Annotated in this window: 28 protein-coding genes; 3 read left to right on the plus strand and 25 right to left on the minus strand. The window is 65.5% G+C overall.

Annotated elements, in window-relative coordinates:
• Window positions 1-7: 7 nt before the first annotated feature.
• Window positions 8-310 (plus strand): HigA family addiction module antitoxin, encoded by a 303-nt coding sequence (locus D4Q52_RS14565; protein ID WP_119857299.1) that lies wholly within the window; start codon window positions 8-10, stop codon window positions 308-310.
• 191 nt (window positions 311-501) lie between these two features.
• On the opposite strand, the gene D4Q52_RS14570 is transcribed toward D4Q52_RS14565, so the two are convergent.
• On the minus strand, window positions 502-2034 hold the full coding sequence (locus D4Q52_RS14570) for an acyl-CoA carboxylase subunit beta (protein ID WP_119857300.1): 1533 nt from the start codon (window positions 2032-2034) through the stop codon (window positions 502-504).
• Window positions 2035-2321: 287 nt separating this feature from the next.
• Here D4Q52_RS14570 and D4Q52_RS14575 point away from each other — a divergent pair, with 287 nt between their 5' ends.
• On the plus strand, window positions 2322-2750 hold the full coding sequence (locus tag D4Q52_RS14575) for a DUF4260 domain-containing protein (RefSeq protein ID WP_119857413.1): 429 nt from the start codon (window positions 2322-2324) through the stop codon (window positions 2748-2750).
• A 4-nt stretch (window positions 2751-2754) separates the two neighbouring features.
• Here D4Q52_RS14575 and blaOXA read toward each other — a convergent pair whose 3' ends face one another.
• The 19 genes from blaOXA to D4Q52_RS14665 all read right to left on the minus strand — a co-directional run bounded on the left by blaOXA (window position 2755) and on the right by D4Q52_RS14665 (window position 20876).
• Window positions 2755-3570 carry a class D beta-lactamase gene (gene blaOXA, locus D4Q52_RS14580; protein WP_119857301.1) on the minus strand — a complete coding sequence of 272 codons (816 nt, stop codon included), beginning with the start codon at window positions 3568-3570 and terminating at the stop codon, window positions 2755-2757.
• Between the two features lie 166 nt (window positions 3571-3736).
• Window positions 3737-4006 carry an EscU/YscU/HrcU family type III secretion system export apparatus switch protein gene (locus tag D4Q52_RS14585; RefSeq protein WP_119857302.1) on the minus strand — a complete coding sequence of 90 codons (270 nt, stop codon included), beginning with the start codon at window positions 4004-4006 and terminating at the stop codon, window positions 3737-3739.
• Window positions 4003-5745: a flagellar hook-length control protein FliK gene (locus D4Q52_RS14590; RefSeq protein ID WP_119857414.1), complete on the minus strand. Its 1743-nt coding sequence runs from the start codon at window positions 5743-5745 to the stop codon at window positions 4003-4005. The genes D4Q52_RS14585 and D4Q52_RS14590 overlap by 4 nt, the downstream gene beginning before the upstream one ends.
• 60 nt (window positions 5746-5805) lie before the next feature.
• Window positions 5806-6585: an ATP12 family chaperone protein gene (locus D4Q52_RS14595; protein ID WP_119857303.1), complete on the minus strand. Its 780-nt coding sequence runs from the start codon at window positions 6583-6585 to the stop codon at window positions 5806-5808.
• Window positions 6586-6609: 24 nt separating this feature from the next.
• Window positions 6610-6921, minus strand: coding sequence for a hypothetical protein (locus D4Q52_RS14600; RefSeq protein ID WP_349627412.1), 312 nt, complete (start codon window positions 6919-6921; stop codon window positions 6610-6612).
• 56 nt (window positions 6922-6977) lie between these two features.
• A complete protein-coding gene (locus D4Q52_RS14605; RefSeq protein WP_119857305.1) occupies window positions 6978-8270 on the minus strand; it encodes an RluA family pseudouridine synthase in 1293 nt (430 codons plus the stop codon).
• Window positions 8271-8583: 313 nt separating this feature from the next.
• Window positions 8584-9684 (minus strand): DUF2793 domain-containing protein, encoded by a 1101-nt coding sequence (locus D4Q52_RS14610; RefSeq protein WP_119857306.1) that lies wholly within the window; start codon window positions 9682-9684, stop codon window positions 8584-8586.
• 2 nt (window positions 9685-9686) lie between these two features.
• Window positions 9687-13604, minus strand: a complete 3918-nt coding sequence (locus D4Q52_RS14615; RefSeq protein ID WP_119857307.1) for a baseplate multidomain protein megatron — start codon at window positions 13602-13604, stop codon at window positions 9687-9689.
• A 3-nt stretch (window positions 13605-13607) separates the two neighbouring features.
• Window positions 13608-14066, minus strand: a complete 459-nt coding sequence (locus D4Q52_RS14620) for a DUF6950 family protein (RefSeq protein WP_234831206.1) — start codon at window positions 14064-14066, stop codon at window positions 13608-13610.
• Window positions 14048-14950: a DUF2163 domain-containing protein gene (locus tag D4Q52_RS14625; protein ID WP_119857308.1), complete on the minus strand. Its 903-nt coding sequence runs from the start codon at window positions 14948-14950 to the stop codon at window positions 14048-14050. Before D4Q52_RS14625 ends, D4Q52_RS14620 begins: the two co-directional genes overlap by 19 nt.
• Entirely contained in the window at window positions 14947-15561 is a 615-nt protein-coding gene (locus D4Q52_RS14630; RefSeq protein ID WP_182915320.1) for a DUF2460 domain-containing protein, read from the minus strand. Before D4Q52_RS14630 ends, D4Q52_RS14625 begins: the two co-directional genes overlap by 4 nt.
• Before the next feature lie 17 nt (window positions 15562-15578).
• Window positions 15579-17594, minus strand: coding sequence for a hypothetical protein (locus D4Q52_RS14635; protein WP_119857310.1), 2016 nt, complete (start codon window positions 17592-17594; stop codon window positions 15579-15581).
• A gap of 2 nt (window positions 17595-17596) precedes the next feature.
• Window positions 17597-17941: a DUF1799 domain-containing protein gene (locus D4Q52_RS14640; RefSeq protein WP_119857311.1), complete on the minus strand. Its 345-nt coding sequence runs from the start codon at window positions 17939-17941 to the stop codon at window positions 17597-17599.
• 74 nt (window positions 17942-18015) lie between these two features.
• Window positions 18016-18348: a hypothetical protein gene (locus tag D4Q52_RS14645; protein WP_119857312.1), complete on the minus strand. Its 333-nt coding sequence runs from the start codon at window positions 18346-18348 to the stop codon at window positions 18016-18018.
• A 13-nt stretch (window positions 18349-18361) separates the two neighbouring features.
• Window positions 18362-19300: a hypothetical protein gene (locus D4Q52_RS14650; RefSeq protein ID WP_119857313.1), complete on the minus strand. Its 939-nt coding sequence runs from the start codon at window positions 19298-19300 to the stop codon at window positions 18362-18364.
• A 4-nt stretch (window positions 19301-19304) separates the two neighbouring features.
• On the minus strand, window positions 19305-19448 hold the full coding sequence (locus tag D4Q52_RS26505; protein WP_182915321.1) for a hypothetical protein: 144 nt from the start codon (window positions 19446-19448) through the stop codon (window positions 19305-19307).
• Complete coding sequence (locus D4Q52_RS14655; protein WP_119857314.1) at window positions 19445-19888, minus strand: phage tail terminator protein; 444 nt, start codon at window positions 19886-19888, stop codon at window positions 19445-19447. Before D4Q52_RS14655 ends, D4Q52_RS26505 begins: the two co-directional genes overlap by 4 nt.
• The gene (locus D4Q52_RS14660; protein WP_119857315.1) at window positions 19885-20448 is read right to left on the minus strand and encodes a phage virion morphogenesis protein; all 564 of its coding nucleotides are present in this window, start codon (window positions 20446-20448) and stop codon (window positions 19885-19887) included. Before D4Q52_RS14660 ends, D4Q52_RS14655 begins: the two co-directional genes overlap by 4 nt.
• Complete coding sequence (locus D4Q52_RS14665; RefSeq protein WP_119857316.1) at window positions 20448-20876, minus strand: gp436 family protein; 429 nt, start codon at window positions 20874-20876, stop codon at window positions 20448-20450. Before D4Q52_RS14665 ends, D4Q52_RS14660 begins: the two co-directional genes overlap by 1 nt.
• 92 nt (window positions 20877-20968) lie before the next feature.
• Here D4Q52_RS14665 and D4Q52_RS26255 point away from each other — a divergent pair, with 92 nt between their 5' ends.
• Complete coding sequence (locus D4Q52_RS26255; RefSeq protein ID WP_147407799.1) at window positions 20969-21166, plus strand: hypothetical protein; 198 nt, start codon at window positions 20969-20971, stop codon at window positions 21164-21166.
• A gap of 47 nt (window positions 21167-21213) precedes the next feature.
• On the opposite strand, the gene D4Q52_RS26260 is transcribed toward D4Q52_RS26255, so the two are convergent.
• From D4Q52_RS26260 to D4Q52_RS14695, 5 genes are all read right to left on the minus strand, one after another.
• Entirely contained in the window at window positions 21214-21726 is a 513-nt protein-coding gene (locus tag D4Q52_RS26260) for a hypothetical protein (RefSeq protein ID WP_147407800.1), read from the minus strand.
• Window positions 21727-21734: 8 nt separating this feature from the next.
• Complete coding sequence (locus D4Q52_RS14680; RefSeq protein ID WP_119857319.1) at window positions 21735-22628, minus strand: Mu-like prophage major head subunit gpT family protein; 894 nt, start codon at window positions 22626-22628, stop codon at window positions 21735-21737.
• Between the two features lie 38 nt (window positions 22629-22666).
• The gene (locus D4Q52_RS26630; RefSeq protein ID WP_210210141.1) at window positions 22667-23440 is read right to left on the minus strand and encodes a hypothetical protein; all 774 of its coding nucleotides are present in this window, start codon (window positions 23438-23440) and stop codon (window positions 22667-22669) included.
• A gap of 45 nt (window positions 23441-23485) precedes the next feature.
• Window positions 23486-24490 (minus strand): phage protease, encoded by a 1005-nt coding sequence (locus tag D4Q52_RS14690; RefSeq protein ID WP_234831207.1) that lies wholly within the window; start codon window positions 24488-24490, stop codon window positions 23486-23488.
• A gap of 194 nt (window positions 24491-24684) precedes the next feature.
• On the minus strand, window positions 24685-26337 hold the full coding sequence (locus D4Q52_RS14695) for an ATP-dependent nuclease (protein ID WP_119857321.1): 1653 nt from the start codon (window positions 26335-26337) through the stop codon (window positions 24685-24687).
• Window positions 26338-26384: the final 47 nt, after the last annotated feature.

Here is a 26384-nt window from a genome sequence, read left to right on the forward strand (position 1 = left end):
GGCCAAGATGACGAAGAAGCTTTCCCCGGTTCACCCCGGCGAAATCCTCCGCGAAGAATTTCTGACCCCGATGCAGCTGACGCCCTACTCGGTCGCCGCAGCCTGCGGCGTGCCGCGCACCCGCATCGAACGCCTCGCCCGCCAAGAAGCGCCAGTGACGGCCGACACTGCGCTGCGGCTGGCTAAGTACTTCGGCACGACGCCGGCGTTCTGGATGAATCTACAGGCGCAGCACGATCTCGAAGTGGCGGAGGATCGGAGCGCGGAAGAGCTCAAGCTAATCAAGCCGATCAAAGCGAAGGCCGCGTAGCAACGATCTCACTGTAGCCCGCATGAGCGCAGCGACATGCGGGTACTGAAAGCGCCCCGGATATCGCTACGCTCATCCGGGCTACCGGCCTAGAACGTTCATGCCCGGCACAAGGCCGGGCATGACAGTTTGAGATTCTCTTCGCACGTGAACTGCTCCTCACCGCGAAGTCGATGAATTGAAATCACCACTCACAACGGCATGTTGTCGTGCTTCTTGGCCGGGATTTCCATCTTCTTGTCGCGCAGCATCGCGAGCGCGCGGGCGATGCGGCGGCGGGTGGCGTGGGGCATGATGACGTCGTCGATGTAGCCGCGTTCGGCGGCGACGAACGGCGACAGGAAGCGGTCCTCGTATTCCTTGGTACGGGCCGCGATCTTGTCGGGGTCGTTCATGTCCTGGCGGAAGATGATCTCGACCGCGCCCTTGGCGCCCATCACGGCGATCTGCGCGGTCGGCCAGGCGTAGTTGATGTCGGCGCCGATTTCCTTCGACGCCATCACGTCGAAGGCGCCGCCGTACGCCTTGCGGGTGATCAGCGTCACCAGCGGCACGGTGCATTGCGAGAACGCGAACAACAGCTTGGCGCCGTGCTTGATCAGCCCGCCATATTCCTGCGCGGTGCCCGGCAGGAAGCCCGGGACGTCGACGAAGGTGACGATCGGGATGTTGAAGCTGTCGCAGAACCGCACGAACCGCGCCGCCTTGCGCGACGCGTCGCTGTCGAGCACGCCGGCCAGCACCATCGGCTGGTTGGCGACGAAGCCGACGGTGCGGCCGGCGATGCGGCCGAAGCCGGTGATGATGTTCTTGGCGAACGCCTCCGACATCTCGAAGAAATCGCCCTCGTCGACGACCTTGAGGATCAGCTCCTTCATGTCGTAGGGCTTGTTCGGATTGTCCGGGATCAGCGTGTCGAGCGAAAAGTCCTCGCGCTCGATGTCGTCGAAGCTCGGCCATTCCGGCACGCCTTCGGACGAATTGGCCGGCAGGAAGTCGACCAGCCGGCGCATCTGCAGCAGCGTCTCGACGTCGTTCTCGAAGGCGCCGTCGGCGATCGAGGATTTGGTGGCGTGCACCGAGGCGCCGCCGAGTTCTTCCGGCGTCACCACCTCGTTGGTCACCGTCTTGACCACGTCGGGGCCGGTGACGAACATGTAGCTGGTGTTCTTCACCATGAAGATGAAGTCGGTCATCGCCGGCGCGTAGACGTCGCCGCCGGCGCAGGGGCCCATGATGACGCTGATCTGCGGGATCACGCCGGAGGCCTGGACCACGCGGCGGAAGACGTAGGAGTAACCCGCGAGGGCCGCGACGCCCTCCTGGATGCGCGCGCCGCCGGCGTCGTACAGGCCGATGATCGGCGCGCGGGCCTTCAGCGCCATGTCCTGGATCTTGGTGATCTTCGCCGCGTGGGTCTCGGACAGCGAGCCGCCGAACACGGTGAAATCCTTGGCGAACACGAACACCTTGCGGCCGTTGACCGTGCCCCAGCCGGTGACCACACCGTCTCCCGGAATTTTGGTCTTCTCCATCCCGAATTCGGTCGAGCGGTGCTGGACGAACATGTCCATCTCCTCGAACGAATGCTTGTCGAGCAGCAGCTCGATCCGCTCCCGCGCCGTCAGGCGGCCGCGCGAATGCTGCGCGTCGATGCGCTTCTCGCCGCCGCCGAGTTTGGCCGCTGCCCGGCGTTCGTCGAGTGCTTCTAGGATGTGTTTCATGGGATTTCAGCCGCGCTTCTTGATGTCGTTGGTCTGCCGCAAGGCGTTACCGGACTTGTGCCCCCGGATCGCCCCGATAATCAAGGCCTTCTAGCACGGTTTCGGGGCGACGAAACCGCCTTGGCGCGGCAACGGAATAGCCCTTTCGGAGCGTTTCGCCGCCGCCGCAACCGGTTTGCAGATGCGCGGGCCGCCTGCGCCGCCAAAACTGCATCGGAAGAATGCGAAAGCGCGATGGCGCGGCGCAGCAAACCGACCTATACCGCGAGCCCTTTGAGGAGGCCGCGATGACCGAGCGCACCATCGACCCGAACAATCCCGGCGCAGCGACGGGCGGCATGACGTCACTGCTGCGCGGCGAAGGCGCAGCGCTGTTCTTCGGCACCACGCTGTTCTACATCATCTCCGACTCGCCGTGGGAGCTGTATGCGCTGCTGTTCTTTGCGCCCGATCTCGGCTTTCTCGGCTACCTGGCTGGGCCGCGCGCCGGCTCGCTGATCTACAATGCGCTGCACACCACGATCGCGCCGCTGCTGCTGGCGATGGCCGGCATCGTGATTTTGTGGCCGCTGGCCGGCACGATCGCGCTGATCTGGCTCGCCCATATCGGCTTCGACCGCATGCTCGGCTACGGGCTGAAATACGGCACCAGCTTCCACGACACCCATCTCGGCCGCATCGGCCGGCGCAAGGCGGCCGCCGCGCCGACGACCTGAGCGATCAGATCGCCCCGATATCGCCGAGCAGTTGCTGCGCCAGCGTCATGCGGCTGGCGACATGACGTGGCTCGCGCGTGTCGAGATTCAGCGCGAACACCGTCTGCTGATCGCCCTTTTCGGCCCAGCCGACCAGCCAGCCGAGCGACGGCTGTCCACGCTCGGCGCCGAGCAACCCGGACTTGGCGCGGATCGTCGCGTCGCCCACTTTGGTCACCGGCAGGATGTCGACGACCAGATCCTGGCTGCGTTTCGAAATCGGCAGCACGCGACGGCGCAGCCGGTCGAGGAAGTCGATCTGCTGAATGCAGTCGATCCGCAGATCGCCGGTCAGCCAGAACTGATCGATGCCACCGCCGATGTTGCGATTGCCGTAGTCGAACAGATCGACGTATTTCTGCATCCGCTCGGCGCCGATCCGCCGCGCGATCTCCTGATACACCGGCACCGCCGATGCGGCGATCGCGCTGCGCAGCGTGTGATCGCGATTCCATCCTTCAATGCTGCGGGTGACGCCGTCCCACTTGAACACGTCCTTGTCGGGATCGGCGACGACGCCGGTCTCGAGCGCGATCAGCGAGTTCGGCACCTTGAAGGTCGAGGCCGGCAGAAACGCTTCACCCGAGCGCTGCGCGTCGCTGGCGATGATCAAGTAATCGTTGGTCTTGTAGCCGACGAACGTACCTTCCGTGCCTTCGTCCGCGAACCGCTTGGCCAGGCTGGCCCGGATTTCGCTGCGCGGCGGCGCCACTTCGGCGAAGGCTCGCGGCGGGATCAGCGTTGCGGCGCAGAGGCCGAGGGTGGTGCGGCGGGTCAGCAAGACGATATCCTCAAGATCAGCAAAGCGAGGAAGATGCGCGCAGCTCATGGTGAAACGATGGCGAGACGAAGTACAAAGGTCTCTCGTCATTGCGAGCGCAGCGAAGCAATCCGGAAGCGCAGTGCACCGGAGTGGATTGCTTCGCTCCGCTCGCAATGACGAAAAGTTATCTCGGCGCCCTGCCCGACAGCTTCAGCACGAACACCAGTACTTCGGCGACGGCCTTGTACAGCTCCTCCGGAATCTCGTCGCCGAGCTCGACGTGCGACAGTGCGCCGGCCAGCACCTCGTTTTCCTCGATCGGAACGTTGTTGGCCTTGGCGACCTCGATGATCTTGGCGCCGATCGAGCCCTTGCCCTTGGCGACCACACGCGGCGCGCCGGACCGATCGTAGTGGAGCGCGACCGCGACCGGGTTTTTGACGTCGATCGTCATAGCGCGCGATCCAAAAAATGCCCGGCGCCGGCCGGGGGCGGCGCGTTCGGTGATCCTTCGCGAATGATGATGTCGCCGGGAATGAGATCGGCGCGGCTGAGCGCGGTGGTGAGCTGGACCGCGCCGGCGCGGAGCTGCGCCGCGGTGGACGGCCGCTCCGCCCACATCTTCACCGACGTCTTCTCCCCCTGCAATGAGATCAGTGCGTGCACCGGGCCGGCCGGTTCAACGTCGAGTGAAAACCGCGCACGCCACACCCGGCTCGCCGATGCCGCGGACTGCGCCTCCTCGCCGTCGCGCGAGATTTCGAACTGCGCCACCGCCGTGCCTTGCGGCGTAGTGAACGGGATCTCGAAGCTCCAGCGCGGCTGCAGCGCATCGGATCGCGCGGCGCCGTCGCTGCGATCGGGCAGCGAGGCGACCTGCAGCAGCGTCTGCCGCGCCAGCGAGCCCTCCGTCTCGGCCAACACCCGGCGCAGTGCGGTGTCGAGCGGAGTATGCGGATCGAGGCTCGCCGGCATCACCGGCTGAGCCGCGGGCAACGCACCGGCGATCGGCGGCGGCGGCGTGTTGGTGCGCGCCACCGCGTCGTCGTCGACCCTGCCGATCCGGGCGCCGCTGGTCGCGTTCAGCAGTGACAGCAGCAACGGGTTGGCGGCGAAGCCGGTCCTCGCCAGCATCGCCGCCGTCTGCGGACTGTTCTGTACCGCGACAAGCAGCGCGCTCGGCGTCTCGGCGGTGCCGGCGGTTGCCGCTTTCGTCGTGGTCGGCGGTGCGCTGACATCGCTGAGCTGATCAATGACGCTGCGTAGCATCGTCTGCTCGGCCGTCTCGGTCGCGGATGGCGCGGTCGTCATCGTCATCGCCGCCAGCGTCGGCGCAGTGGTCGCGCGGTCGGCGGCAATGAACGGCGCGGCGGGTCGTGCCGTCGTGTCGGCGTCGGCAGCGAGCAAATCGTTCTGCGCGGCGAGCAGCGTGGTCTGCGCCAGCAGCTGGCCGTTCTGCAGCAGCGGCGTCGGCATCGGCGTCGTGGCGACATTCGCCGCCGCCGTGCCGCCGAGCGCGCTGCCGAGGACCTGGCGCAGCACGATCAGCGCCGCCTTCATATCCATGCCGGCCGTCGCCGGCTGTGCGCTCGCCAGCGACGCTTCGAGGAAAATGCCCGAGCTCTGCACCGCGCGCTGGATGTCGGCGCCGGTCAGCGCCGGTGTCAGCGCGGTGCGCAGCGACTGCAGCTGCGCCACCGCCTGACGCACCGCTTGCGGCAAGCTTGCGACGTCGGCGATGGCGTCCAGATTGGCGAACAGCGACGACAGCCCGGTCTGCTGCGTCGCCGCGGTCTGCGCTGCGTTGCTGACGACTGCAACCTGCAGCGGCGTCAGGCCGCTGCTGGTCGGCACGACGCTCGGCGCGGCCTGTGGCGCCAGCGTGACCGTTTCCAGCGCAGCGCTCGTCGCGACAAGATTGGCCGGCGCGTTGGTCGTCACCGGCTGATTGACGATCGCAAGGCGGACGCCCTGATCGGTTTGTGAGACAGCGACCTGCAGCGTCTGGCCGGCTTGCAGCGGCACCTGCGTGGTTGCCTCGACGGTCTGGCCGCCGATCGCGATGCGGACCTGATTGCCGTCGAGCACCGCCAGCACTTTGGCCTGAACCACCGCGCCGGGCTGCAACGTGACGTCGGCCGTCATGCCCTGCAGAGCGACGAGGGGCAGGTTCGGATTGACGGAGATCGCCATGAGCACCCCTTCGCCGCGCGACAATCCGACCGAGGCTACCTGATCGCCGTAAACCCCTCGTTAACTTCCGCGCAATGCCGCGAGCACCTGGGCAGCGGCCTTGAACTCGATCGATCGTGCGGCGCGGCGTGCGGCGGCTTCGTCATCGAGGCCCCACTGCTCGATGTTCCAGTCCTCGTCGACATGCGCGGCGGCCCAGACCTGATCGGCGTCGCGCTCGCCCTTCGCCAAGGCCAGCGCCAGCAGTGCCGAGCCGGTGATGGTCGTCACCACGTGAAAGGCGCCGATCGACCAGGCGTCCTGCGGCATCGCCGCGCGTGCCGCAGCGATCGCCGGCTCCGGCTGCGCGACGTGCATGATGCCTTCGGCGAGGATGAAGTGCGCGTTGAGCTCGCTCGCCGCCCAATACAACACCGGATCCCAGTGCTGCGCCTCCATCGCGACCAGACCTTCGGGATGGCCGGCGCGATAGAACAGCAGATCCGAGCCGAAGTAATTGGCGACGTCGGAAGCGACCTCGTCGATGCGGCCGACCACGCCGTCGAGCACGCTGTGCGCGAGCCGCGTCATCGGCATCGTCATCGGATCGATGTGCTCACCCTGCGCCTGCCATTCGGCTGCGATGACGTCGGCGATTTCGCGTGTCGGCGCCGCCAGCGCGTTGCGCGATGGCGTCTTCACCGGGCGGCCGTCGAGCGTGATCGCGAAGCCGTCCGGCGTCTCTGCTACTTCGGCGCTTGTGTAGAACTTCTTCGGCAGCGCCGTGCGCGAGGTGCGCCGCACCGCCTCTTCCGGCTCGAGTTGTGACTTGCCGGCGACGTCGTCGATGAGGTCACGCATCGGCTAGTATCCTTGCTGAGCGCCCTACTGATTGGCGCAGGCGCGCGAATAGGCGGCGCGGTCGTTGGGGGAGAGCTGCGCGGCATTGCCGTCGCTGAGGCAATCCACGACGCGGTCGCCGAACGAGCGGCGGCTGCGGGTCGGCAGCTGGGCCCGGGGGGTGGGCTGCGGCGCGTCGAGCTGCGGCACCGCCGGTACCACCACGGGGGGTGGCGGCGGCGGCGGAGGTGGCGGCGGCAGCGTGGTCGGCAGCGGCCCCGGCGACAGCTGCGCCAGCGCGGCGCCGGGGGCGGCGATCAGCGCAAACACAAGAAGAACTGAAGCGATCCTTTTCATGGCGTGCATGTCGTGATCGCCCGCCGCTCGCGCAAGCCATACTGGCGCGCGTCGGCTCATTCCTCCGGCGCATGCTCGATCGGATCGAAGCGGTCGTGCTCCAGCCCGAGCAGGTTCCAGCTTTGCAGCATGTGCGCCGGCAGTGGCGCCGAGACGTCGATGACGCCGCCGCGCGGATGCGGGATGACGATGCGGCGCGCCAGGAGGTGCAGCCGGTTCTGCAGCCCGCCGGGCAACTGCCAGTTCTCGATGTTGAAATATTTCGGATCGCCGACGATGGCGTGGCCGATATGCGCCATGTGGGCGCGCAGCTGATGGGTGCGGCCGGTCACCGGCTTCAGCGACACCCAGGCCAGCTTCTGGCCGGAGGTCTCGACCACCGCGTAGTACGTGACAGCGTGGCTGGCGCCGTCGTCGCCGTGCTTGGCGACGCGCATGATCGAATCCTCTTCGCTCTCGTCCTTGGCGAGATACGTCGAGATCCGCCCCTGCTTCGGCTTCGGCACGCCGGCGACCAGCGCCCAGTAGATCTTGCGCGCCGAGCGGTGGCGGAACGAGCCGGTCAGCGCGGTGGCGGCGAAGCGGGTCTTGGCGACGAGCAGACAGCCGGCGGTCTCCTTGTCGATGCGATGCACCAGGCGCGGCTTCTGGCCCTTGGCGTCGCGCATCACCTCAAGCATCTGGTCGATGTGCTTGGTGGTGCCGCTGCCGCCCTGCACCGCGAGGCCGGCCGGCTTGTTCAGCACCAGCACATCGGCGTCCTCGAACAGCGTCATCTCCTTGAGCGCCACCAGCGTCTTCTGTTCGGCTTCGGACAGATGGCCGGGCAGCTTCGGCGTGTCGAGCTTGAGCGGCGGAATTCGGACGCTCTGGCCCTCCTCGAGCCGATCCTTCGAGTCGGCGCGCTTGCCGTTCACCCGCAGCTCGCCTTTACGGACGATGCGCTGGATGTGGGAGAACGACAGCCCGGGAAACCGCGCCTCGAGGAAGCGATCGACCCGCATGCCGTTCTCGTCGGCGGTTACGGTGACGGTCTCGACCTTGGTCGGCAGCGGCGCGTCAGGCTTGGCGGCTTCGGGCGCCGGCACAGGTTCGGGCCGCGGACGCGGCGCCGCGCTGGACCGTCCGGCAAAGCGCTCGGGGCTCGGCCGCTCGGCGGCAGGCCGTTCAGATCGCTTGCGCACCGGCCGCGCCGACAGCGGACGGCCATCCTCGCCGCGATTGCCGCGCACCGGCCCGGCCTTGGCCGCACCCGCCTTCGCCGGCCGGCCGGCCGCTTTGGCGCCGCCTTTGGGGCGATCGCCGCTAGCGCCACGTTTGGCGAGGGGTTTCTTGGTACGACGGCTCATCGATCAGGCGCTCCGGAGGTTGAGGCCGTGCCTAGCGCAAAAGCACCGTCCGGTCACGGCGGAATCTGAGTGGTCGGCCTGTAGCCTGGATGCAGCGAAGCGAAATCCAGGAGCACCGCACGCGGCCGTTGCCCGGATGAGCGCAGCGACATCCGGGACCGCCCCTGCTGCGCGGCTCGGAGCGCGCGCCCCGGCGCGGCCAAGCCGCCGCCGAACTGTAGCGCGCAAATTCGAATGTCTTGGTGCGCAAGTTCGGATGTCAGTGGGGTCTGAGGTCGAGTTTGGGGCCTTTCAGGCGGGGTTGAAGCGCGGTTCACGGCAGCTGGGCGCCCCAGAAATAGTTTTCGTCGGCCAGCACGCGGCCGGTGTTGCCGGTGAACAGGATCTTGCCGCGCACCGTGTCGCCGGCCGCCAGCTTCAGGCAGGCGGTGGTGGCGCAGGAGGTCTTGCCGCTGGTGATGGCGGCGTCGCCGGTCGAGGTGACGGTGTCGGGGGTCGGCGCCGCGTTGTTCACCGACAGGCCGATCTGCATCTTGGTAGGGATGCTGCCGGGTGTCTCGAAGGTAGCGCCGAGGCCGAACATGAAATAGCCGGCGATCGGCGCGGTGAAGATGCCGACATTGCCGACCGAGGCGAACGCCGCCTTGTCGTTGTGTCGGGTGTTGTTGGCGTACAGCTCCTGCCAGGCGCCGGCGGCGTAGTTCTGGCCGAAATTGCACCACGCCGAGAATTTGGCGTGCGCTTCGCAAGTGACCCTGCCGGTCGACCTGTCGACCGTGAGCGCGGTGCGGAATGTCGAGCCGTCGGGCGACACCTTGACGGTGAAGTTGTCGTCGCCGAGCAAGCCGAACAGCGCCCGGGTGCTGTAGCCGTCCTGGAATACAAAGCACGCATCGCGGGCCGCCGCGCTCTTGTTGAGCGTCAGGCGAAGATGCCCGGTGCCCGGCGTGACGTCGTCGTGGGTGAACAACGCGGCGTCGGACTTCAAGGTCAGGCGATTGGTCGTGTCCGCGGCGGCGTTGATGCCGAGCTTCTTCACCGTCCCGGCCGCCAGCATCGTCAGAAAACCGCTCGATGCACTGAGATCGATCCAGCCCGCAGCGGTCTTGACCGTGAACGCGCCGGAAGCTTCGTCGAAGCACAGCCAGCCGTTCTGCGGCACGATCTTGCTCCAGGCACCGTCGGTGAACAGCGCGATGTTCAGATCCCAGCCGGCCCAAGCGCCCGTCGCACCGGACGCGACCTTGTAGCGGTCGCCTTCGGCCGGCGACGCCGGCGGCGCGGCGTGGATCGAGTCCTTCACCGACAGCTGGACAACCGAGTCGAGCACGATGATGGCCTGGTTGTGAGTCACGTGCTTCTGCGCCTGGCTGGCCGCGATCAACGGCATGCCGAGATGAGGCGAACTGGTCATCGTCACGCTCTCCTGTCGTCGTAGAGTTGCGCGGTCGCCGCGGCGCCGCGCCCGTAGCTTGGGCTGATCTGAAAAACCCGGAGCTTCAAGGTGGTCTGCAACGCCCCGAAATCGGTGATCTGCATCGCTGCGGCATAGCCGAAATTCGGCGACGCGGTGCTCGCCGTGCGAACCACGGCGCCGGTTGCGGGATGCAGGATCTCGACGTGGTAGCTTTCGGTCTCCTCGCCGAGCGGCACCTCCAGCGCGTCCCAGCTGTCGCCATCGATCCGGGTCCGGCGAATCCAGCCGATCTCGATGCCGCCATCGCTGCGCCATAGGCCGCGCAGATGCGCCGGCGCGTAGGGTCGCAAGCCGATGCCGCTGAAACTGACATTGGTGGTCCGATAAGCCTCGTCGTCGATAGCGCGGCCTGCCGGTCCCCATTTCCAATTCAGCGGCGCGCCGCGCTGGCCTGCGCTGACGCCGGCGGGAACGACAGCGGAATCCAGCAACACGAAGGCAGCGCCGGCCGCCACCGGATCGCGCATCGCGGATTCGCTCCCGAGTTGGCCGCGCAGCAAATTGGTCAATCGGTAGAGACCTGCACCAATCAATTCGGCCGCGGCGAACTGCAGCACTTCCCATTCGCCGTCGCCGTTCTGCACCGCGCAGGCATTGGCGCCCGACAGAATCAGCGCTTCATCGGCCGACGCCAGCGCCTTGCTGGTCGGCACTTGTACATAAAGGCCGTTGACCCGATCCCACCGCCACAGCGGCCCTGAGAACAGCGGCGCAGTAGTGAGACCTATCGTCGATGCGTTCGGCAACAGCTGGTCAAGCACGTAGCCGGTGGTCGTCGGCGAGCGATACACCGCGACGCCGGCCCAGGGCTCGGCGAAAGCGGCGAGCCGCGGGCGGCCCGGGCTGTCGGCCGAGGTCAGCATCGGCAGGTCCATGATCTTCAGCACCGCCGGACCCGGTTCGGCCCGAGACGTCGACAATCGCGGCCGCGGCACGCCCTCGGTCGCCACATAGGTGGCGGCGTCACTCCGGCGCAGCACGGCTGCCCGTCCCTGATCGGTGCCGAGCTGCTCGATCCGCAGCTGTGCCCTGCGGCCGTTCAGCACCAGCTCGATCATGTCGGTGGGCTCCAGCGCGTAGGCCGACGGCGGCAGCGTGATCTGCGCCGCTTCGCGCATCACCCAGGCATCGACCAGCAGGACCTCGACAATGCCCTGAGCCTCCGCCGGGTCCAAAGCGATCGCCGGCGTGATCTCGATCGCCTTCTGGCTCGATCCCCGTAGCCGTCGCGCGTAGACATCGGCGACCTGGTAGTCGTTGTCAGGATCGAGAAATTTGAGGTGCGCGGTGCGCGGCAGATCGGTCTCCTGCGCCCGCGTCAGCGTGTAAAAACCACCGACGTCGCGCTGGTTGCCGTCGGCCAGATCGTCGGCGGTGAAGCTGGCGACGACCGGGCCGCCGCGGTGAATGAACCTGATTCGACCGCCGGATTCGACCGCGTCGAACATGTAGATCGTCATCAGCGTCGATAGCGCCGCACGGGCGCTCATGATCGCGTCGATCGTGTAGCCGCGCACGACGCCGTAAAGCGCGGAGACATCGACCTCGACGCCAAGGCCACGCGTCAGGTCGGCGACGACGTCGGGCAGCAGCGCGAGCCCGAGGCGGCCGGTCAGCCAATGGCCGCGGCGCCAATTGCCGCCATCGCGCCACACCGAGCTCTGCGCCGGGAACTGCGGGTATGGTCTCGCGTCCCAGGTCCAGGCGTAGCAGCAATCCGTGGCGATCATCGGTGCGTGATACACCGCCGAGGTCGGATTGCGGCCGGCGGCAGGGTCCCAATATTCGATCAGTGCCTCGAGATAGCTGCGCTGGCTGAGATCGTCGCGGCGGCCGCGCGAGAAATATGGGAGGAAGCTCTCCGACGATTTCGGGTCGTAAAACACATTAGGCTGGTTCGTGCCGCGGTCGATCGCGGGACAGCCGAATTCGGTGAACCACACCGGCTTGGATTGCGGCTGCCACGCGGTCGAAGCTGCGCTGCGGACGCCTCCGGGGCGGTTGTGGTGGGGGCTCAGCCACCATCCTCTGATGTCCTTGTAGCGAAACACCCAGGGCTCGCCATAGGCGGTATCGGTCACCGCTGTGCGGACTTGGGCGGTCCGGTCCGCCGCCGACGCGTAATACCAATCATAGAGTTCGCCGCCTTCGATGTTCGACTGCAGATAGTCCCGATCGTAGATCGAGCGTGCCTCTGCGGCGTCGATGTGATCGCCGTCGCGCCAATCCGACAGCGGCATGTAGTTGTCGATTCCGATGAAATCGATCGCGCTCGACGCCCATAGCGGGTCGAGATGGAAGTAGACGTCGTTGCTGCCATCGCGCGGACGATAGTTGGCGTATTCCGTCCAGTCGGCGGCGTAGCCGACCTTGCAGCCGCCGACGATCGCTTTGACGTCCGCAGCCAGTGTCACTAATCGATCGACCGCAGGGAACGAGCCCGCGCCGGAACGGATGGTGGTGAGGCCGATCATCTCGGACCCGATCAGGAATGCGTCGACCCCGCCAGCCGCTACGGCCAGCTTGGCGAGGTGCAACACCATGCGGCGATACGACCATTCCGATGGGCCGCTGTAGGCGATGGTGTCGCCGCTCCACGGTCCGAAATGCGACGCCGCCGCGGAGCCGAAGAATGCCGCGACCTGCGCGCTTGCTGTCGCCGTCTTGTCCACCGTGCCGGCAAAGCCCGGCGCCGGTGAGCACGTGATCCGGCCACGCCACGGAAATGCCGGCTGGCCGACGCCGGCCGCGTTGTCGCTGTAGGGATTGGGCAGATGGTTGCCCGGCGGCACGTCCATCATCACGAAGGGATAGAGCACCACCCGCAAGCCACGCGCCTTGAGTTCGGTGATGGCCTGCACCACCGAGCGGTCCGCCGGCGCGCCGCCGAGCAGCACGCCGACGGCATCGCGCGAAACCACTTCCGCCGACTCGCGGTCGATCCCGCTGACCTGCCAGCTCCAGGGTGTGGTGAATTTGAAGCCGGCCTCGACTTTCGGTTTGATCTGACAGTTGCCGCAGCGCAGGTCGGTACCGTGCCATGCTACGACCAACGACACGGTCTTGATGTTCGGCGCGACGGTCTGCAGCTGGTCGAGAGCGACCAGGAAATCCGCCTTGGCGGCGTTGGCGTAGCGATTTTGGGCATCGCTGTTGGCAAACAAGGCATTGTAGACGGTGTCGGTCGCATAGGCGAATTCGCCCAGCGAAGGGATCATCGACACGCCCTTCAACAGCTCTTCAAGCTGCGGACGGTCGCGACGCGGCCGCCGAATGGTTTCCACCGAGATCATCGGAATGCGATTGCCGAATTGCTCCAGCGGCAGCTCTTCGAAGACGATGTAGGCCAGTCCGCGGAACGCCGGCACCCTGCCGGCGCCCTCGACCGCTTCGATCTTCGGATCGGGTCCCTGAGCCTCGTCGCCATAGTACAGCCGCCAGGTCAGCTTGGAGACGTCGAGCCGGTTGCCATCCGCCCAGATCGCGCCGATGCCCATGATCGGGCCTTCGCACAGCCCGACAGCGATCGATATGTAGTAACTGTACGTTGTCGTGGTCGTCTGCTGGCTTGGCGTGCCGCCCTTGCCACCGCCGACCGTCTCCGAGCTGGCCACTTCGCGAAACCGGCTCGCCCAGATCAGCTGCGTATCGAGTCGCATCCGGCCGAACGTCCGCAGCACCGCCTCACCCTCGGAGGCCTTCATCACCGACAGTTTTTCGAGGCGCGGGCCCTCGGCCCGGTTTTCCTTGGTGCCGGCAATCGCGCGGTCGATCAGGCTGCCGGCGAGCGTGCCAAGCAGCCCGCCCACCGGACCGCCGAATGCCCAGCCGACCAATCCCAGGCTCAGCGCCGCCATCGCTCACTCCGCATACGGAAAGCGGAACGCATAGGCCGTCCGCCGGCGCCACGCGTCCGGCAGCGCGCACTCCTGAACCGCATGTCGATCGTAAGCGTGGACGATCCGCCCGGGCTCGACCAGGATCGCCGCGTGCTTGGCCGGGCCACGATCGCGCACGCGGATCAGGATCACATCTCCGGGCATCGCCGCGGCGACATCGATCTCGATCAGATGCCGGCGCGCCGCATCGCGCAGGGTTTCCTCGCCGCTCTCCTCGGCCCAGCTCTGGCCGTAGGCCGGCGGGATCTCCGGCTCGTGGCCGTACAGCGCCCGCCATACGCCCCGCACCAGTCCGAGACAGTCGGCGCCCGATCCCTTGCACGAGGCTTGGTGAACATAGGGCGTACCAATCCATCCGCGCGCTTCCGCGACGATGCGGTCTCTGATGGCAGCGCCGGCAATCACTTCTCGCTCTGCCACTGCGAGCCTCCTCCCTTGTCATTGCCGGTCCTGCCTGGGTACGAGGTCAGAATGTCGTTGCCGGGCAGGAATGGAAAACCGCGGAAGTTTGCGATGTTGCCGAACTTGGCGGCACAGCTCTCGGTGCTCTTGTCGCAGCCGGCGGCGACGTTGAAGGCGTCGCCCGGCGCGATGTCGTAAGGCATCGTCTCCCAAAGGGTGAACGATGTGTGGACGTCGTCGCGGGTATGAAACTTGACCTCCATCGCGGCGCCGCGGTTCTCGCCCGAGATCCACACCAATCGGCCGCGGTCAAATCGGCCTTCGGCGAAGCCCGTCAAGCCGCTTGCCAGGAATGTGCTGTTCGACGTCGCTGCCGTCACGGTCCCGGCGCCGGTGTTCGCCGGTGAGCCGAGATCAACGCCGCAGCGATCATCGCCAAGGTCGGCATCGCAGCAGCGTTGATACAACCGGCCCACTGGTTGGTTGAGCGCATGGGACAGTCCGCGCATCTCACACGTGAAACCGGTGCGGCCGCGAGATACTTCGCCGATCGAGCCAGCGAAGAGGATGTCGCGATTCTCCGGCGCGCTCCAGTCGACCACGAACAGCGTCAGCGCGGCATTGTCGTACAGCCCGCCAGCCAGATCGGCTTCGTTCAGGTGATCACTCTGCAGCGCGCCGGAGATATCGGTGGTGTCGATATTCAGTGCTCCGGTCGCGTTGATGGCCGACGCCGTCATGCCGGCTTCGGCCTCGTAGGTCACGCCATCGAAGGCCAGGTCGCGGTCGTGGTCGGTAAAGCCCAGCACCAGGCCGTCGACGCGTTGCAGTCGCCAGCACCGGCACAGCGTAGTCACCCCCGACAGCAGCGACGCCTCAAGGTCCGGCGGCAGAATCTTCACAGCCGTAGCTCCTTGAGTGGGATCGAAGGTATATCACCGATCGGACCGCGGATCTGTGTCTGGTCGAGGCGGCTATCGAACCGCACCGGCACGTGAAACTGGCCGCCCCATGTCAGCACTGCACCGGCGGGCGGCGCCGATCCGAACGTCACCACGCCGGACGCCAGGTCGACCACAAAACCGCTGAAGATCTGCGTGCCGTCGATGGCGATCAGGATCGAGCCGTAAGGCTTGGTGATGCGACGGTCGAAATGGTGCCCGGCGAACCGATAGCGCTTGCTCAGCGCAAAGCTGGTCGTCGTGCCGTCGCCGCCACCAAGGGCCTGGTCGATTGCGCGCGGCATCTGCTGCGGTGAGCAGGACCGGTAGTCGCTCCAATCCATCAGCCTGAAGCCGCGGAGCCGTCCCATCGCGACATGATACAGCGACAGGATTTCGTAGAGTTCGTCCAGTTTTCGAACACCGTACTTAGCGTCGTAGGTGCGCAGCGGCGCGCTCCAGCTGGTGTTGCGCTGCTCGGCCCCGGAGCCGAGCGTCACGATCTCGGCCGGCCAATCCGGACCGCCGGCCGATCCGTGCGAGATGTGAACCGGAAAGATGACGTCATCCATGAAGGAAGTATCCGCCATCAGCTGTACCGCTGCGCGCGCAAGATGGTGCGATTGACGCCGCGCATCATCGTGGCGCGATCTTCCGCGAAGGAGCGCGGATCGGGCGTCGAAATATAAAGATTCGTGACGTGGGCCGCACCTGGCTGGCGATCGGGCGCGGCTGATTGCTGCGGCGGTGTCGCGTTTGATCCGAGTGCGGCGAGAAACGGCGGTGCAATGCCGACATAGCCGCCGCCCGCGTAGCCCGGAAGCCGATTTTCGTTGATCGCCTTCAACAGCGGGTAGTGCCGCGCGGTCGACGCCGCGTTGATCACGAATTCCCGGCCGTGAACAAGACCCGCCACCGCAGTGGTCGGCATGTCGCCGGTGTAACCGCCGATCGCGAACAGTCCACCTGTCCCCGTCAACGACAGACCAGTGCCGGACGACGATCCGCCGAACAGGCTCCGCAGTACGCCACCGAGACCGCCGAGCGATCCTCCGAACAGACCACCCGAGCCGCCCAGCAGCGAGCCGAACAGGTTCGAGATCAGGTTGTCCAGAGCTTTACTGGCGAGTTTGTCGACCAGTCGATTGATGGCGTTCTCACCGGCCTTCTGGAAGGCTTCCCAAGCCGTCGCGCCGCTGCGCAGTTCGGCGCGGAAATCGGCGAGTGCGCCGGTAGCAATCTCAGTCGTGGTCGCCTTCAGCTCCTTCATGGCTTCGTTGAAGCGGATCGTCCCGGCGATCGCGCTGTCCATCTGGGCCGTCACGTCGGTGCCGTAGACGCCGCGTAACCGATCCGCCACCACCGCGTCAGTCGAGCTGCGACCGAGTTGGCTCGCTTCGAACGCGAGGTCGGACTGCAACCGCAATTCGGCAGCTTTCTGCGCCGCTGCGCCCATGCGCTCGGCCAGCTTTGTAATTCGTTCGGTGAGCTCGGATGTGACGCCGCTGCCTGAGCGCTGCGCGGCATCGAGCAGAACGGTTTCGGCGCGCAACCGCGCGGTCTCGCCGACGGACTTTCCAGCGGCCAGCGCCTCGGCCTCCTGCGCGGCGGTCTGGCGCTCGAAGGCCTTGATCAGCCGCTCGATCTCGCCGACGGCGTCGCCGCCGGTCTGGTCCCCGAGGCCGATGCGGCGGCGATCCTCGGGGCGCGGCTTGCCGTCGAGCAGGCGGCGGGCCGCTTCGTTCTGCTGGACGATCTTGTAGGCTTCGAACGCCTCCTTGCCGAGATCAACCACCGTGCCAGCGGCCTTGCGCAGCGCTGGATCGAGCAGCGCGATGCGCGCGACCTCGTCCATGAACGCCTTGACGTCAGGCGTTCCTGTTTTGAAGCCGTCCTGCAGCTTGAACAGCGCATCCTCGAACGCGACAAACTCCGGCTTCACCTGCTTGACCCCGGACAGGAAGTCGCCGATGTCGCCGAACGTGGTGGCGTTGGATATCATTTTGCCGACGCTGGTCTGCAGGGCGGCGGCATCCTTGATGACCTGCAGCTCCAGCTGAAGCCTGGTGAAGTCCTTACTTTGCTCGAAGAATTCGCCGGCGGTCCGGCCGGCGTCCCGATAGGCATCGCGCACCACGCCGATCAAACGGCCGTGCTCGTCCAATCGCTTCTGCGCGTTCTCGTTACCGGCACTGACGACGTTGAACAAAACCTGAGCCGCGGTGATCGCGAGGCCGATCCAACCCGTCAGGACCGGAATGGTGCCGGACGCCTTGCCGACATCGACGAGGCCCTTGGCGAGCGTTGCCGCGCCACCCGCGGCCTTGGTGAAAGCGCTCGCCGAACCTCCGGCGTTTTCGGCAAGATGGCTGAGCTTCTCGGCAAGCTCGACTGACTGATTGATGACGTTGTCGTTTGCCGCGTGATGCTTGTTGGCCTCCTCGCTGGACCTCGCGAGCGCGCCTGCCGCACGCTTGAAGCTCTCTTCAATCGATCTATTGGTGGCCTCGGTTTGCTTGCCAAGATCGGAAATTGCACGAGACGCAGCGACGGCGGCCTGTTCGGCGCCCTTGGCATCGCCGTCGATTTGTAACGAAACCCGCATGTTCAATCGTTACTCTCGTTCAATGCGGTGCACGCCTCCGCTTCCATGACCCGCAGCCCCGCCCATAGCGCGGGCGTCACCGCGATGGCCTCGGCGTCGAGTCCGGCGCGAGCGGCGGTGTAGTCCAGCCCGACGAAAACCGCGCGCGCCGGCGCGTCGCCGCCGCCAACCGAGACGACGCGCCATTGCGTGGCCACCGCGCAGAATGCTTTGACCGTGTCCCAGTTCTCCGGCCATACGCCGTCGGTCTCGTTCGAGGCTTCGAACTGCGCGCAGGCTCCGGCCAGCGCGTCGAGCAGCTGCGCGAGTGACGTGTCGTTCAGTCCGAGCGCGCGAGCTTCGTCCATTGCAGCGGCGGCCTCGGCGTCGATCGTTCGGGCCGCGGCAGGCGCACCCTTGGCCCAGCGCCGCGCGGCCCATCTCAGTTTCCCGCTTGCGCATCGCCATTGACCGCCGCGAAGTACGCCGTCGCAATCGCCTGCCGCACGTGGCCCAACCGCAGCACAGCGTCGCGCAACTCGGTGCTGTAGGGCAGCGGCCTGTCGTCGACATCTGTGAGATCGTCGAGCCGACGGACGATCGCTTTCAGGAAGGCGGTGGTGCCGTCCGCCGTTTTCAGATCGAAACGAGCGACCGCGTCGATGTCGAGATAGTTGAAGCTGACCTTGAGGGTTTCCTTGACGTGACCGCCATCGGCCGGTGTCAGCACCGTGACGTCGCGAGAGAAGATGCGGTCGGCGGCGACCTTGAACATGCGAGCCTCCTTGTCAGGTCAGCGTGATCGAAAACTGGTCGTTGCCGGATGCCGGCAGCGGCGTCAGCGTCAAGGGTCGCTCGGCAACGCCCTGGTTATTCTGATAGCCGGTCGGACGTCGGACTTGGCAAGCCGGCGTCGACACCGTGACGATGTTGCCGGCGGCGACGCCGTGTACGATGGTCGACGATGTCAGCGTCTGGGCGTTAGCCAGCACGTGCGGGTCGAACACCGACAGCGGGGTGACTTCGACCACGACATCGAGCGTTTCAGCCCGGTCGGTGATCAGGATCGACTCCTGACCCATCAGCAGCCGGGGCTCGACCTTGTTGCCGAACTTCAGGCTCCAGCTGCGCAGCACCAACGGCACCGCATCGATGGTGAAGGACGGTGTGTTGGCGGCGCTCGCGACCAAGGGCTTCTTGAAGGCCGTCAATGACGGAGTCGGCCGAGCGACATCGGTCGGCGCCACCCAAAGGCCGGTAAAGGTCCAGCGGATCGCCGGCACCCCTTGAGCGTCGATGCTGAGTGTGGCGTCGCCGCGGGCGCCTTTCAGCGCGTGCAAGGTGCCGCCGAGCCAGAACTTAATGGTCAAGCTCTCCATCGCTTCGGAGATCGGCGAGTAAGCGACCGAGACACCGGTCGAAATCACCTCGGCACAGCCGCAGCCTCGCAGCAATGGTCCCCAAGCCGGCGCGCTGCCGGCGGCGCCGGAGCCCGCCAGCTCGGTCGAGAACTCAATAATGGTGTGCAGACCAGTCGGGATTGTCGCCTGGCCACCGAGATAGTGCTGGATGAGGTCGCGCGAGACGTCCTGGCCTTCCATCGGCCGGATCGTGACGTCCTTGGCCAGGATCGCGTTGGCGGCACCGGTCAAAGTCGGGTCGACGCCGTAGCTGGATTCGAGCTTGGCCAGCAACACTTTTAAGCGGAAGAAGACGGGATCGACCATGGGTTCACTTCTCCGCCTTGCTGCGCTTCAAAGGCTGCGACGAGGCGCTCGCGGGTTCGGGTTGAACCGCCGGCGGTTCGGCCCGCTTCAGCGAACCGTCGGGCTGCCGGATGTAGCTGCCGCCGCGCTGTGGTTGTTCGTCGCTCATCGCTCGATCCTCAACTGATCGACCAGCACGAAGTCGATCTGGTAGATCACCAGCCCTTTGTTCACCGAGACGAGACGGCCGCGGCTGGTCCGAAACACGCCGACGACGTGGTCCGGCGCCCAGCCGACCAGGGCGTCGATCACCTGATCCTTCAAGCCGTCGACCGCCGGCACGGCGCGCCGCGCCTTGGCGTCGCCGAGCGACTTCACGCACAGGATGACTCCGACAGATTCGGCGATCAGTTGCGTATGCAGCCCGGCTGCGGCGTCGCCGCCGCGATCGTCGAACCCCAGCGGCACGACGAAGGCGGCGACGTCACGCTGCGGCATCGCTCCCTCGGACATCAGCGCTGCAAGATCGGCGATGGTTTCGATGCGCTTGTGCAAGGCAGCGACCTCGGTATCGAGGCGATCGGCTACACTTTCGATCAGCGTCGTCATTGCGGCGCTCCGGTTTGCTCGCCGCCGATCCAGTCGTCGGCGAGTCGCAGGATCTCGCGCGTGTCTTCGTCATCGAGACCAAGAAATGGCCGCGCCGGCATGTGAACGGTGCGAGCGCCGATCTCCGCCTTTCGGGCACGATCGGCCTTGCTTGGTGGAGCGAAGCGGCTTTGGCCGGTGCGCTTGTTGGTCTTGAAATGCAGCACGGCGGTCCGCGGCTGTTGATGGATGTCACCGCCGAATTGATGGATCGCCGCATAGACGACGTTGCTGCCAACCTCGACGCCCGTCGCCTTCGCCACGTAGCTGATCGAACGCATCAGCCGCGCCGTCAGCACCAGGGTCAATCCGCCTTCGTGCTGGACTCGCAACGACGGCGGCCACGGCGAACCGGTGGGTGCAACCGAAGTTTCGAAGCGGTGCTGCGTCGAGGTGACCAGCGACATGCCGATCTGTTCGAACAGCCCTTGTGGATCGCGCGCCCGTGCGACATAGCCGCCGAGCTCGGCCAGCGCCGCCTCGGTCTCGATCAGCTCGACACGAAAGCTGGCGCCGCTCATCAGATGAAGCCCCTGAGATTGTCGGCGGTCAGTGGGCGATCGCGGTCGGTGATGCGGACGCCGTGAGCGCCGCTCGCGGCCGGCTCGGCGCCGGCCACGTCGAGCTGCACGGTGCCGCTGGAAATCAGATTCAAGGTCTTCAGCGCGTCGACATAATCCGACTTGATCTTGTCGCTGACGGTGTCGCGATGCAGCTTGTAGACGGCGATGGCCTGGGCGAGATCGCGCAGCAATGGCGGAACGGTCGGCAGCGGCAAGGCATAGCGGCTCTTGAGATAGCCGTCGATTGCCGCGTCGGTGTCGGCCAGCGCGCGTGCCACCACCGCTGCGTCGATTGCGCCGACCGGCGGATCGGCGCGATCGGTCAGATCAATCAGCATCGCACCGCCGTAACGTTCGACCAGGTCGGCCTGGCTGGTGTAACTCATCGCCGCGCTCCGATGCATTCAACGGAGGCGCGGATGCGTGGAGCGGCCTCGCCGGGCCCCGTCGAAGCCGGACCGGCCGGAGGTTCGCGCAGATGATCGAGCAGCCCGTCGAGAAAGCCCAGCGCGCCGCTGAAGATCTGCCCTTCGGCAACGTCGTCGAGGTCGGATTTGGCGATCTGGTCGACGATCGCGCGCAGACTGCCGCCCCGCGCAAACGCGGCGCGGCCCTCCTGGTAGCTGGCATCGTCGATCTGCAATGGCTGATGAACAGGCATAAGGTCCTCGCGTGACATAGCCCGGATAGCAGCGCCGGTCGGCGCCGTCGGCTCGCGGAAGCTCAGGAATTAGTGGCGAGCGGATTGACCTCGTGACTCTCCGCCGCCAACGCCGCGGGCACATAGAGCTGCACGATCAGTTCGGTGTCGGCGACGAGCGCGTCGAAGTTCTCCGACGACAAAGCCGCGAGTGGAATGACGCTACGTTCGCGCGTGAACACGCGCCTGATGCGGCGCCGGCCGCGGTCTGATTTGCTCCGGATCTGCAACTCGCCAGCAGCAAGGATTGCTGGGCTCAGCGCTGCTGGGGATGCCGGCAGCGGAACGGCCACCATTTGGACGATCGACGTTGCGGCGGATTGTGGGGCGAGAACGCTCCCCGACGCGGCTGCGACCGCATTGGCGACGAGATCCGGCGCGGGCATCGGGTCCGCCAAAACTGCTGGCGTACCCGCAGCTGACAGATCCACGGCTGGCGGCTCCGCGGATTGCACGGCCGCGCCGACTGCGGCCTGCGCGGGCGCGTCGGGTGCCGACGCGGCGCCCTTCGGTTTGTCGAGTTTGGTGCGGGCCATTGCGGACCTCACGCCAGCCAGGGCACGACCAGCAACTCGGCGGTGCCCTTCCATTCGTTGGTGACGCCGCCGCTGCCATATTCAGAGTTGAGCAGTTTGCGGCCGGCGCTCTCGTTCGCCGGGCCGACCACCAGGAGATTTGGCATCAGCCCGAGCGGCTGGCCGTGGTCGCCTTTCATGCCGCTAATCGCTGCGCGCGCGGTGGCGTAGTGCGCGGCGTCGAGCGCCTGCTTGGAGCCCCAGCAGAATTGCCAGAATCCGAAGCCGACATTGCCGCGGGCGTCCGCACCGTGCACGAATGTCTTGTTGAAAAATACGTTGTCGTCGTCGGGCTTGTCCTTCGACACGAACTCGAACGCCTTGCGCTTCTGAAAGATGATCGGCTTCAGTGCGCGCGACGCATCCATCAGAAACCACGGTGCACCGGAGCCGCCGTCGGTGTTGGCGACCGATTGCGGCCGGCCCTGGTCGTCAAGCACCGGATGGTCGGTGTCGAAATAATTCTGGCCATCGTAGCAGATCGTCGAGAAGCCGGCCTTCAGCAGCGAAAAGCACAGCGTGTCGGGATGCGCCGCGGTGGACCGGCCCAATTCCTCGAACAGCGGCGTGTAGATGCCGAGATTGTCGTCCTCGATGTCGTCGCGGTCGACTTCGACGGTGATCTCGAACGCCTTGTTCCTGATGGCGTAGTCGTGCTGCTCAAGGTTGTGCAGCATGCGCGGGCCGATCCATTCCCGGACCTGCGGGATCTTGCCCAGCCAACCGTATTTCTCCTCCTTGGCGGTCGACGGAACCTCGGTGGCGATGCGCGCATAGGACGAGCTCGCCATACCAAGGCCGCGCTGAAACGAGGTCTTGAAGCCGACGCGCAGCGCGTCGAGATTGGCACGATTGATCAGCATCGGCGGATTTCCTCAGGAGCTGGATTCGGGAGACGCGGTCAGTCGAGCTCGATTTCGAACAGTGCGTTGGCGGCAGTGGCGGTGGCGTTGCTGCCGCCGACGGTCAGCGACAGCTCGTCGCCCACGGCGACGATGTTGGCTGCACTCGGCTCGGCGCTGTCCTTGTCGCCGGCCGCGGAGCCGGCTTGCGTGATGGTGACAACGCCGCCGGTGATCGGCACGCCGTTGATCTTGGCGGTGAGCGTGGCGTCGCCGGTGCTCAGCGCGCCCTCGATCACCGACCAGATCCGGACGACCCGTCCGGTCTGGATCGACAGCTGGCGATAGACATTGGCGCCGACCAGCGTCGCGACGCGCAGCGGCACCGCGACGCGGCGGCCCGCCAGATGCGCGGCAAGATCAGCGTCGTCGAGACTGACCCAGACGCCGAGCGCGTCGACGCCGGCGATAACGCCGGCCGGCGAGCGGGTGCTGCCACCATGGGTTCTGGCGACGGTCTGATCGTCGACCGCGTAGCAGATCCGACCGATGTCCACAGCGGTGATCTCGTCGGCCGCTGCCGAATTGGCAAAGCGGAACACCCCGGTGGAGAATTGGATCGACTGATCGCCGGCGCTTCCTGCGGCGTTGTCGACCTGCTGCTCGGCGCGGCCGCAGCCGCGTAGTCCGAGCGCCGTCTGACCCTTGGTGACAAAGCCGGCGGCGTCGCGCATCACAAGGGCGCCGGCGTAAATCTTCACCGCGGCGGCAAGCCCGGATCGGGTGCGCCCTTCGATCCGGGGCGTGTTTCGGTCGGCGGTCAAGGCCGTCATCGTGGTCTCCTGTTCGCGGCGTGGCCGCGCGGTTGATGGGCGCGCTCAGTCCGCGCGTTCGGCGGCCAGCGTCTTGGCGTAATCTTCGGCGGCGATACCAAGCAGCCGGGCGGCGGTGATGTGTTCGGCGTTGAGTTGCAGCTTGCCGTCGCCGGCGTCGGGCGGGACCTGCAGCGCGCCGGAGGCGCCGAGCGTCGGCAGCGCGCCGATCTCCTTCTCGACCCGTGCCGGATCGGCCTGGTGCATCTCGATGTAATGCTCGCGCAGCGCCTTGACGCCGACTCGCCCTCTGGCGATCTCGCCGTCGACGTAAGCGACCGCCTTATCCTTGGCGGTGGCACTCATCACCGTGTTGAGCCGGGTGGTGACATCCTTGAGCTCGGCCTGCAGACCGGCGATCACCGTGGATGATTCGGTCTGGCGCGCTGCGGCAAGTCCGGTCACGGCGGCGAGCACGGTCTGCGCGGTGGTCTCGGCGCCGTCCGGCATGCCGACGGCTCTGGCGATGGGAGCGAGGATCTGCGATGCCATCGCGACCTGATCGGGCGGCGTGGCGAGCGTCTTGATCTTGGCCAGCACCTCACTTTCACTCGCCGCTTCCGGCAGGCCGAGCAGTTGCCGCAGTTGCGCCAGCAGATCCATCGGAGTCGGCTCCTGTCGAGAGTTGAGCGCGGCCATGCCACGCAGATTGGGGGTGTTGGTGAGCGCGGCGCGCAGCAGACGCTGGACGTTGCCGGCGGCGTCGGTGGTGAACACCGGCGAGATGAAGCGATAGGCGTGGTCCGCCATCAGCGCGGCGCCCGGGGCGCTCCATTCGACCTTCGCCCAGATCCCGTCATCGCGAGCCTGCAGCTCCGTCATCCAGCCCCGCGCTGGCGAAGGGCCGCCGTTCGGCGCGGACAGATCGGTGGCGTGGTTCTCGTCAATCGGCAATCGCCCGCCGCTGTCGGCCAGGCTGTCAGCGGCGAGCGTGGCAAAGTCGGCGACGCGGAACGGCCCGCGCGCATCGACGGTCGAAATCACCCCGCTTTGCCCACGCGGCAGCAGCATTACCCAGTCGGGGGCGGCGTTCGCACGATCGAACCCGATCGGGACGCCGGCGCCGCAGGCGATGAGGTGATGGATTGCGATTTGCCCTGACATGCGGGCAGTTTGGCGGGAGCGCGCGGGATGCGTAAGACTGACAGGTGTCAGTACGAAAGCACTTGCCCCGCGCGAGCGCGATTGAAAAGACTTCTATTTGCTTAACGTGTCCCGAGCCGTGCGGGATCTTCGATCCAGGCGAGGATTTTTCGGATGAACTCCCAAACGTCGCCTGCGGCGGGCGTGACATAAGAAGCCGAACTGGGATCGCCACCTAACCGTTCCAGCATGGCGACAGTCCAATCGGTTTTCTTTCCAGCGACACCGAGTTGTGGCAGCCAATTCTCCAGCTCGCCCCCTCTCACCGGAAATACGCCAAAGCGTTCGAGATTATCGAATAACTGACAGGCTGCGATTTGCTCATCTGCACCGAGAAGGTTGATGCCCCCATCGGTTTTCATGTTTTTTCCAGTGGCCTTGAACGCCTCATTAATTGCAGCTCGTTGTTGGCCATATCCGACGTGAAGAGCACTTGGTATCTGCGAGCTCTTGAGCCAGTCGCCCCAAGTACTCCCGCCGTCTTTCACAAAATCAAGATCAACTATCGCTGCAGCAGGAACGCCGAACTGACGAAGCGGCCCAACAATATCCCTGATCGTCTGCTTATTCTGCGCGTTGATGAATAATACGGAAGGGCAGCGCGGGTTTGCCTCCGAGATGCGGTGATAGATCTCCGCATAGAATGCGCGATCGTTGTCAGACTCGGTAACAACCACACCGTCGTGGAAGAGGCCGGAGACAACGTTAGCGCTCCGCATCAACGGCCGCTTGAAGAGCAACGATAGCGCTTGTGAGTCAATGATCCGCCCCCGCGATTTTCCTTGACTATATTCGAGGCGAACCACGCGCACCGATGCTGATGCTTGTATGCACCCCATCAAAAAGTCTGCGCTATGTGTCGAAGCCATCAACACTCCGCCTCTTTCTGCTGAAAGTGCCGCCAGATTTTTACCTAGCTTGCGTGCAAGTGGCGGGTGTAAAAACGCCTCTGGTTCGTCGATCAACACGGTGTGAAAATCACCTGCCAACACAGCGGTCACGATTCCCGTGAACGCTTGCACACCGTCACTAGCATTTTGGATGTGGATCGCCTTGGCATAAAATTGTCTCGCTTCAGCATTTAGTGACTGCTCATCCCCCGGCGGGGGCTCGCTAGCTAGGCGGATGCGCAACTGTCCTAGGCTCGTCGGATCGACTACAAAAGTTAACCCGAAAGCATCTTCAATGAGCGTCCGAACCTTGCGGCGACGAGCGTCATCTTGAAAAAGGTGAGCCAATACATTGCTGGGCGCCTGTAAGAGATCGCCACCCTCGCGATCGTTCGTTAGGTTGAACCTGGAGCGGCCATCGAGGCGGATAACGCCCCACCGCAACCATTGCGTGACCAACCAATTTTTGTCGCTTCTATTGTTTACTATCTGCAGGGTGGTGTTCTCGTCGAACATCTCCGTTTCAAGCTGGCCGCCCGAATTAATCCAGCGGATTACATACCGGCCCAGCGGGATATCTCGCGGCCCGGAAATCTTCGCTCTTTCGATTGCTTGTTTCACCGTTTCAATCGTTGGCCATTCAACCTCGTAGTCTCTCAGAATAAGCGTTCCTCTCGGAAACGGATGCTCACGAAAGGCGCGCTCTACCTCGCGCAGCACCAGGCTCTTTCCCGAATTGTTAGGCCCTACAAAGAGCGTGATGCCCTCAACGGGAAGCACGAGCTCACCGGTCTCAGTAAATTGAAGCTTTATCGATTTCAGCATTTAATTCTCTTCCTAAGCGAATTTTTGTCGTCGGCAAATCTAGCAGC

The organism is Rhodopseudomonas palustris (assembly GCF_003591005.1).
In the GTDB taxonomy this organism is placed as follows: domain Bacteria; phylum Pseudomonadota; class Alphaproteobacteria; order Rhizobiales; family Xanthobacteraceae; genus Rhodopseudomonas; species Rhodopseudomonas palustris_K.

Coding starts and splice junctions, on each gene's coding strand:
- D4Q52_RS14590 (WP_119857414.1), bottom strand. CDS start 5,745: ATGGCGATCTCCGTCAATCCGAACCTGCCCCTCGTCGCTCTGCAGGGC.
- D4Q52_RS26260 (WP_147407800.1), bottom strand. CDS start 21,726: ATGGCCCGCACCAAACTCGACAAACCGAAGGGCGCCGCGTCGGCACCC.
- D4Q52_RS26505 (WP_182915321.1), bottom strand. CDS start 19,448: ATGAGCGACGAACAACCACAGCGCGGCGGCAGCTACATCCGGCAGCCC.
- D4Q52_RS14640 (WP_119857311.1), bottom strand. CDS start 17,941: ATGGACGAAGCTCGCGCGCTCGGACTGAACGACACGTCACTCGCGCAG.
- D4Q52_RS14655 (WP_119857314.1), bottom strand. CDS start 19,888: ATGACGACGCTGATCGAAAGTGTAGCCGATCGCCTCGATACCGAGGTC.
- D4Q52_RS14645 (WP_119857312.1), bottom strand. CDS start 18,348: ATGTTCAAGGTCGCCGCCGACCGCATCTTCTCTCGCGACGTCACGGTG.
- D4Q52_RS14565 (WP_119857299.1), top strand. CDS start 8: ATGACGAAGAAGCTTTCCCCGGTTCACCCCGGCGAAATCCTCCGCGAA.
- D4Q52_RS14610 (WP_119857306.1), bottom strand. CDS start 9,684: ATGACCAGTTCGCCTCATCTCGGCATGCCGTTGATCGCGGCCAGCCAG.
- D4Q52_RS14605 (WP_119857305.1), bottom strand. CDS start 8,270: ATGAGCCGTCGTACCAAGAAACCCCTCGCCAAACGTGGCGCTAGCGGC.
- D4Q52_RS14635 (WP_119857310.1), bottom strand. CDS start 17,594: ATGCGGGTTTCGTTACAAATCGACGGCGATGCCAAGGGCGCCGAACAG.
- D4Q52_RS14600 (WP_349627412.1), bottom strand. CDS start 6,921: ATGAAAAGGATCGCTTCAGTTCTTCTTGTGTTTGCGCTGATCGCCGCC.
- D4Q52_RS14660 (WP_119857315.1), bottom strand. CDS start 20,448: ATGAGCGGCGCCAGCTTTCGTGTCGAGCTGATCGAGACCGAGGCGGCG.
- D4Q52_RS14575 (WP_119857413.1), top strand. CDS start 2,322: ATGACCGAGCGCACCATCGACCCGAACAATCCCGGCGCAGCGACGGGC.
- D4Q52_RS14695 (WP_119857321.1), bottom strand. CDS start 26,337: ATGCTGAAATCGATAAAGCTTCAATTTACTGAGACCGGTGAGCTCGTG.
- D4Q52_RS14680 (WP_119857319.1), bottom strand. CDS start 22,628: ATGCTGATCAATCGTGCCAATCTCGACGCGCTGCGCGTCGGCTTCAAG.
- D4Q52_RS14595 (WP_119857303.1), bottom strand. CDS start 6,585: ATGCGTGACCTCATCGACGACGTCGCCGGCAAGTCACAACTCGAGCCG.
- D4Q52_RS14615 (WP_119857307.1), bottom strand. CDS start 13,604: ATGGCGGCGCTGAGCCTGGGATTGGTCGGCTGGGCATTCGGCGGTCCG.
- D4Q52_RS14585 (WP_119857302.1), bottom strand. CDS start 4,006: ATGACGATCGACGTCAAAAACCCGGTCGCGGTCGCGCTCCACTACGAT.
- D4Q52_RS14570 (WP_119857300.1), bottom strand. CDS start 2,034: ATGAAACACATCCTAGAAGCACTCGACGAACGCCGGGCAGCGGCCAAA.
- D4Q52_RS14650 (WP_119857313.1), bottom strand. CDS start 19,300: ATGGTCGATCCCGTCTTCTTCCGCTTAAAAGTGTTGCTGGCCAAGCTC.
- D4Q52_RS26630 (WP_210210141.1), bottom strand. CDS start 23,440: ATGACGGCCTTGACCGCCGACCGAAACACGCCCCGGATCGAAGGGCGC.
- D4Q52_RS26255 (WP_147407799.1), top strand. CDS start 20,969: ATGATCGAGCAGCCCGTCGAGAAAGCCCAGCGCGCCGCTGAAGATCTG.
- D4Q52_RS14690 (WP_234831207.1), bottom strand. CDS start 24,490: ATGCTGCTGCCGCGTGGGCAAAGCGGGGTGATTTCGACCGTCGATGCG.
- D4Q52_RS14630 (WP_182915320.1), bottom strand. CDS start 15,561: ATGGATGACGTCATCTTTCCGGTTCACATCTCGCACGGATCGGCCGGC.
- D4Q52_RS14665 (WP_119857316.1), bottom strand. CDS start 20,876: ATGAGTTACACCAGCCAGGCCGACCTGGTCGAACGTTACGGCGGTGCG.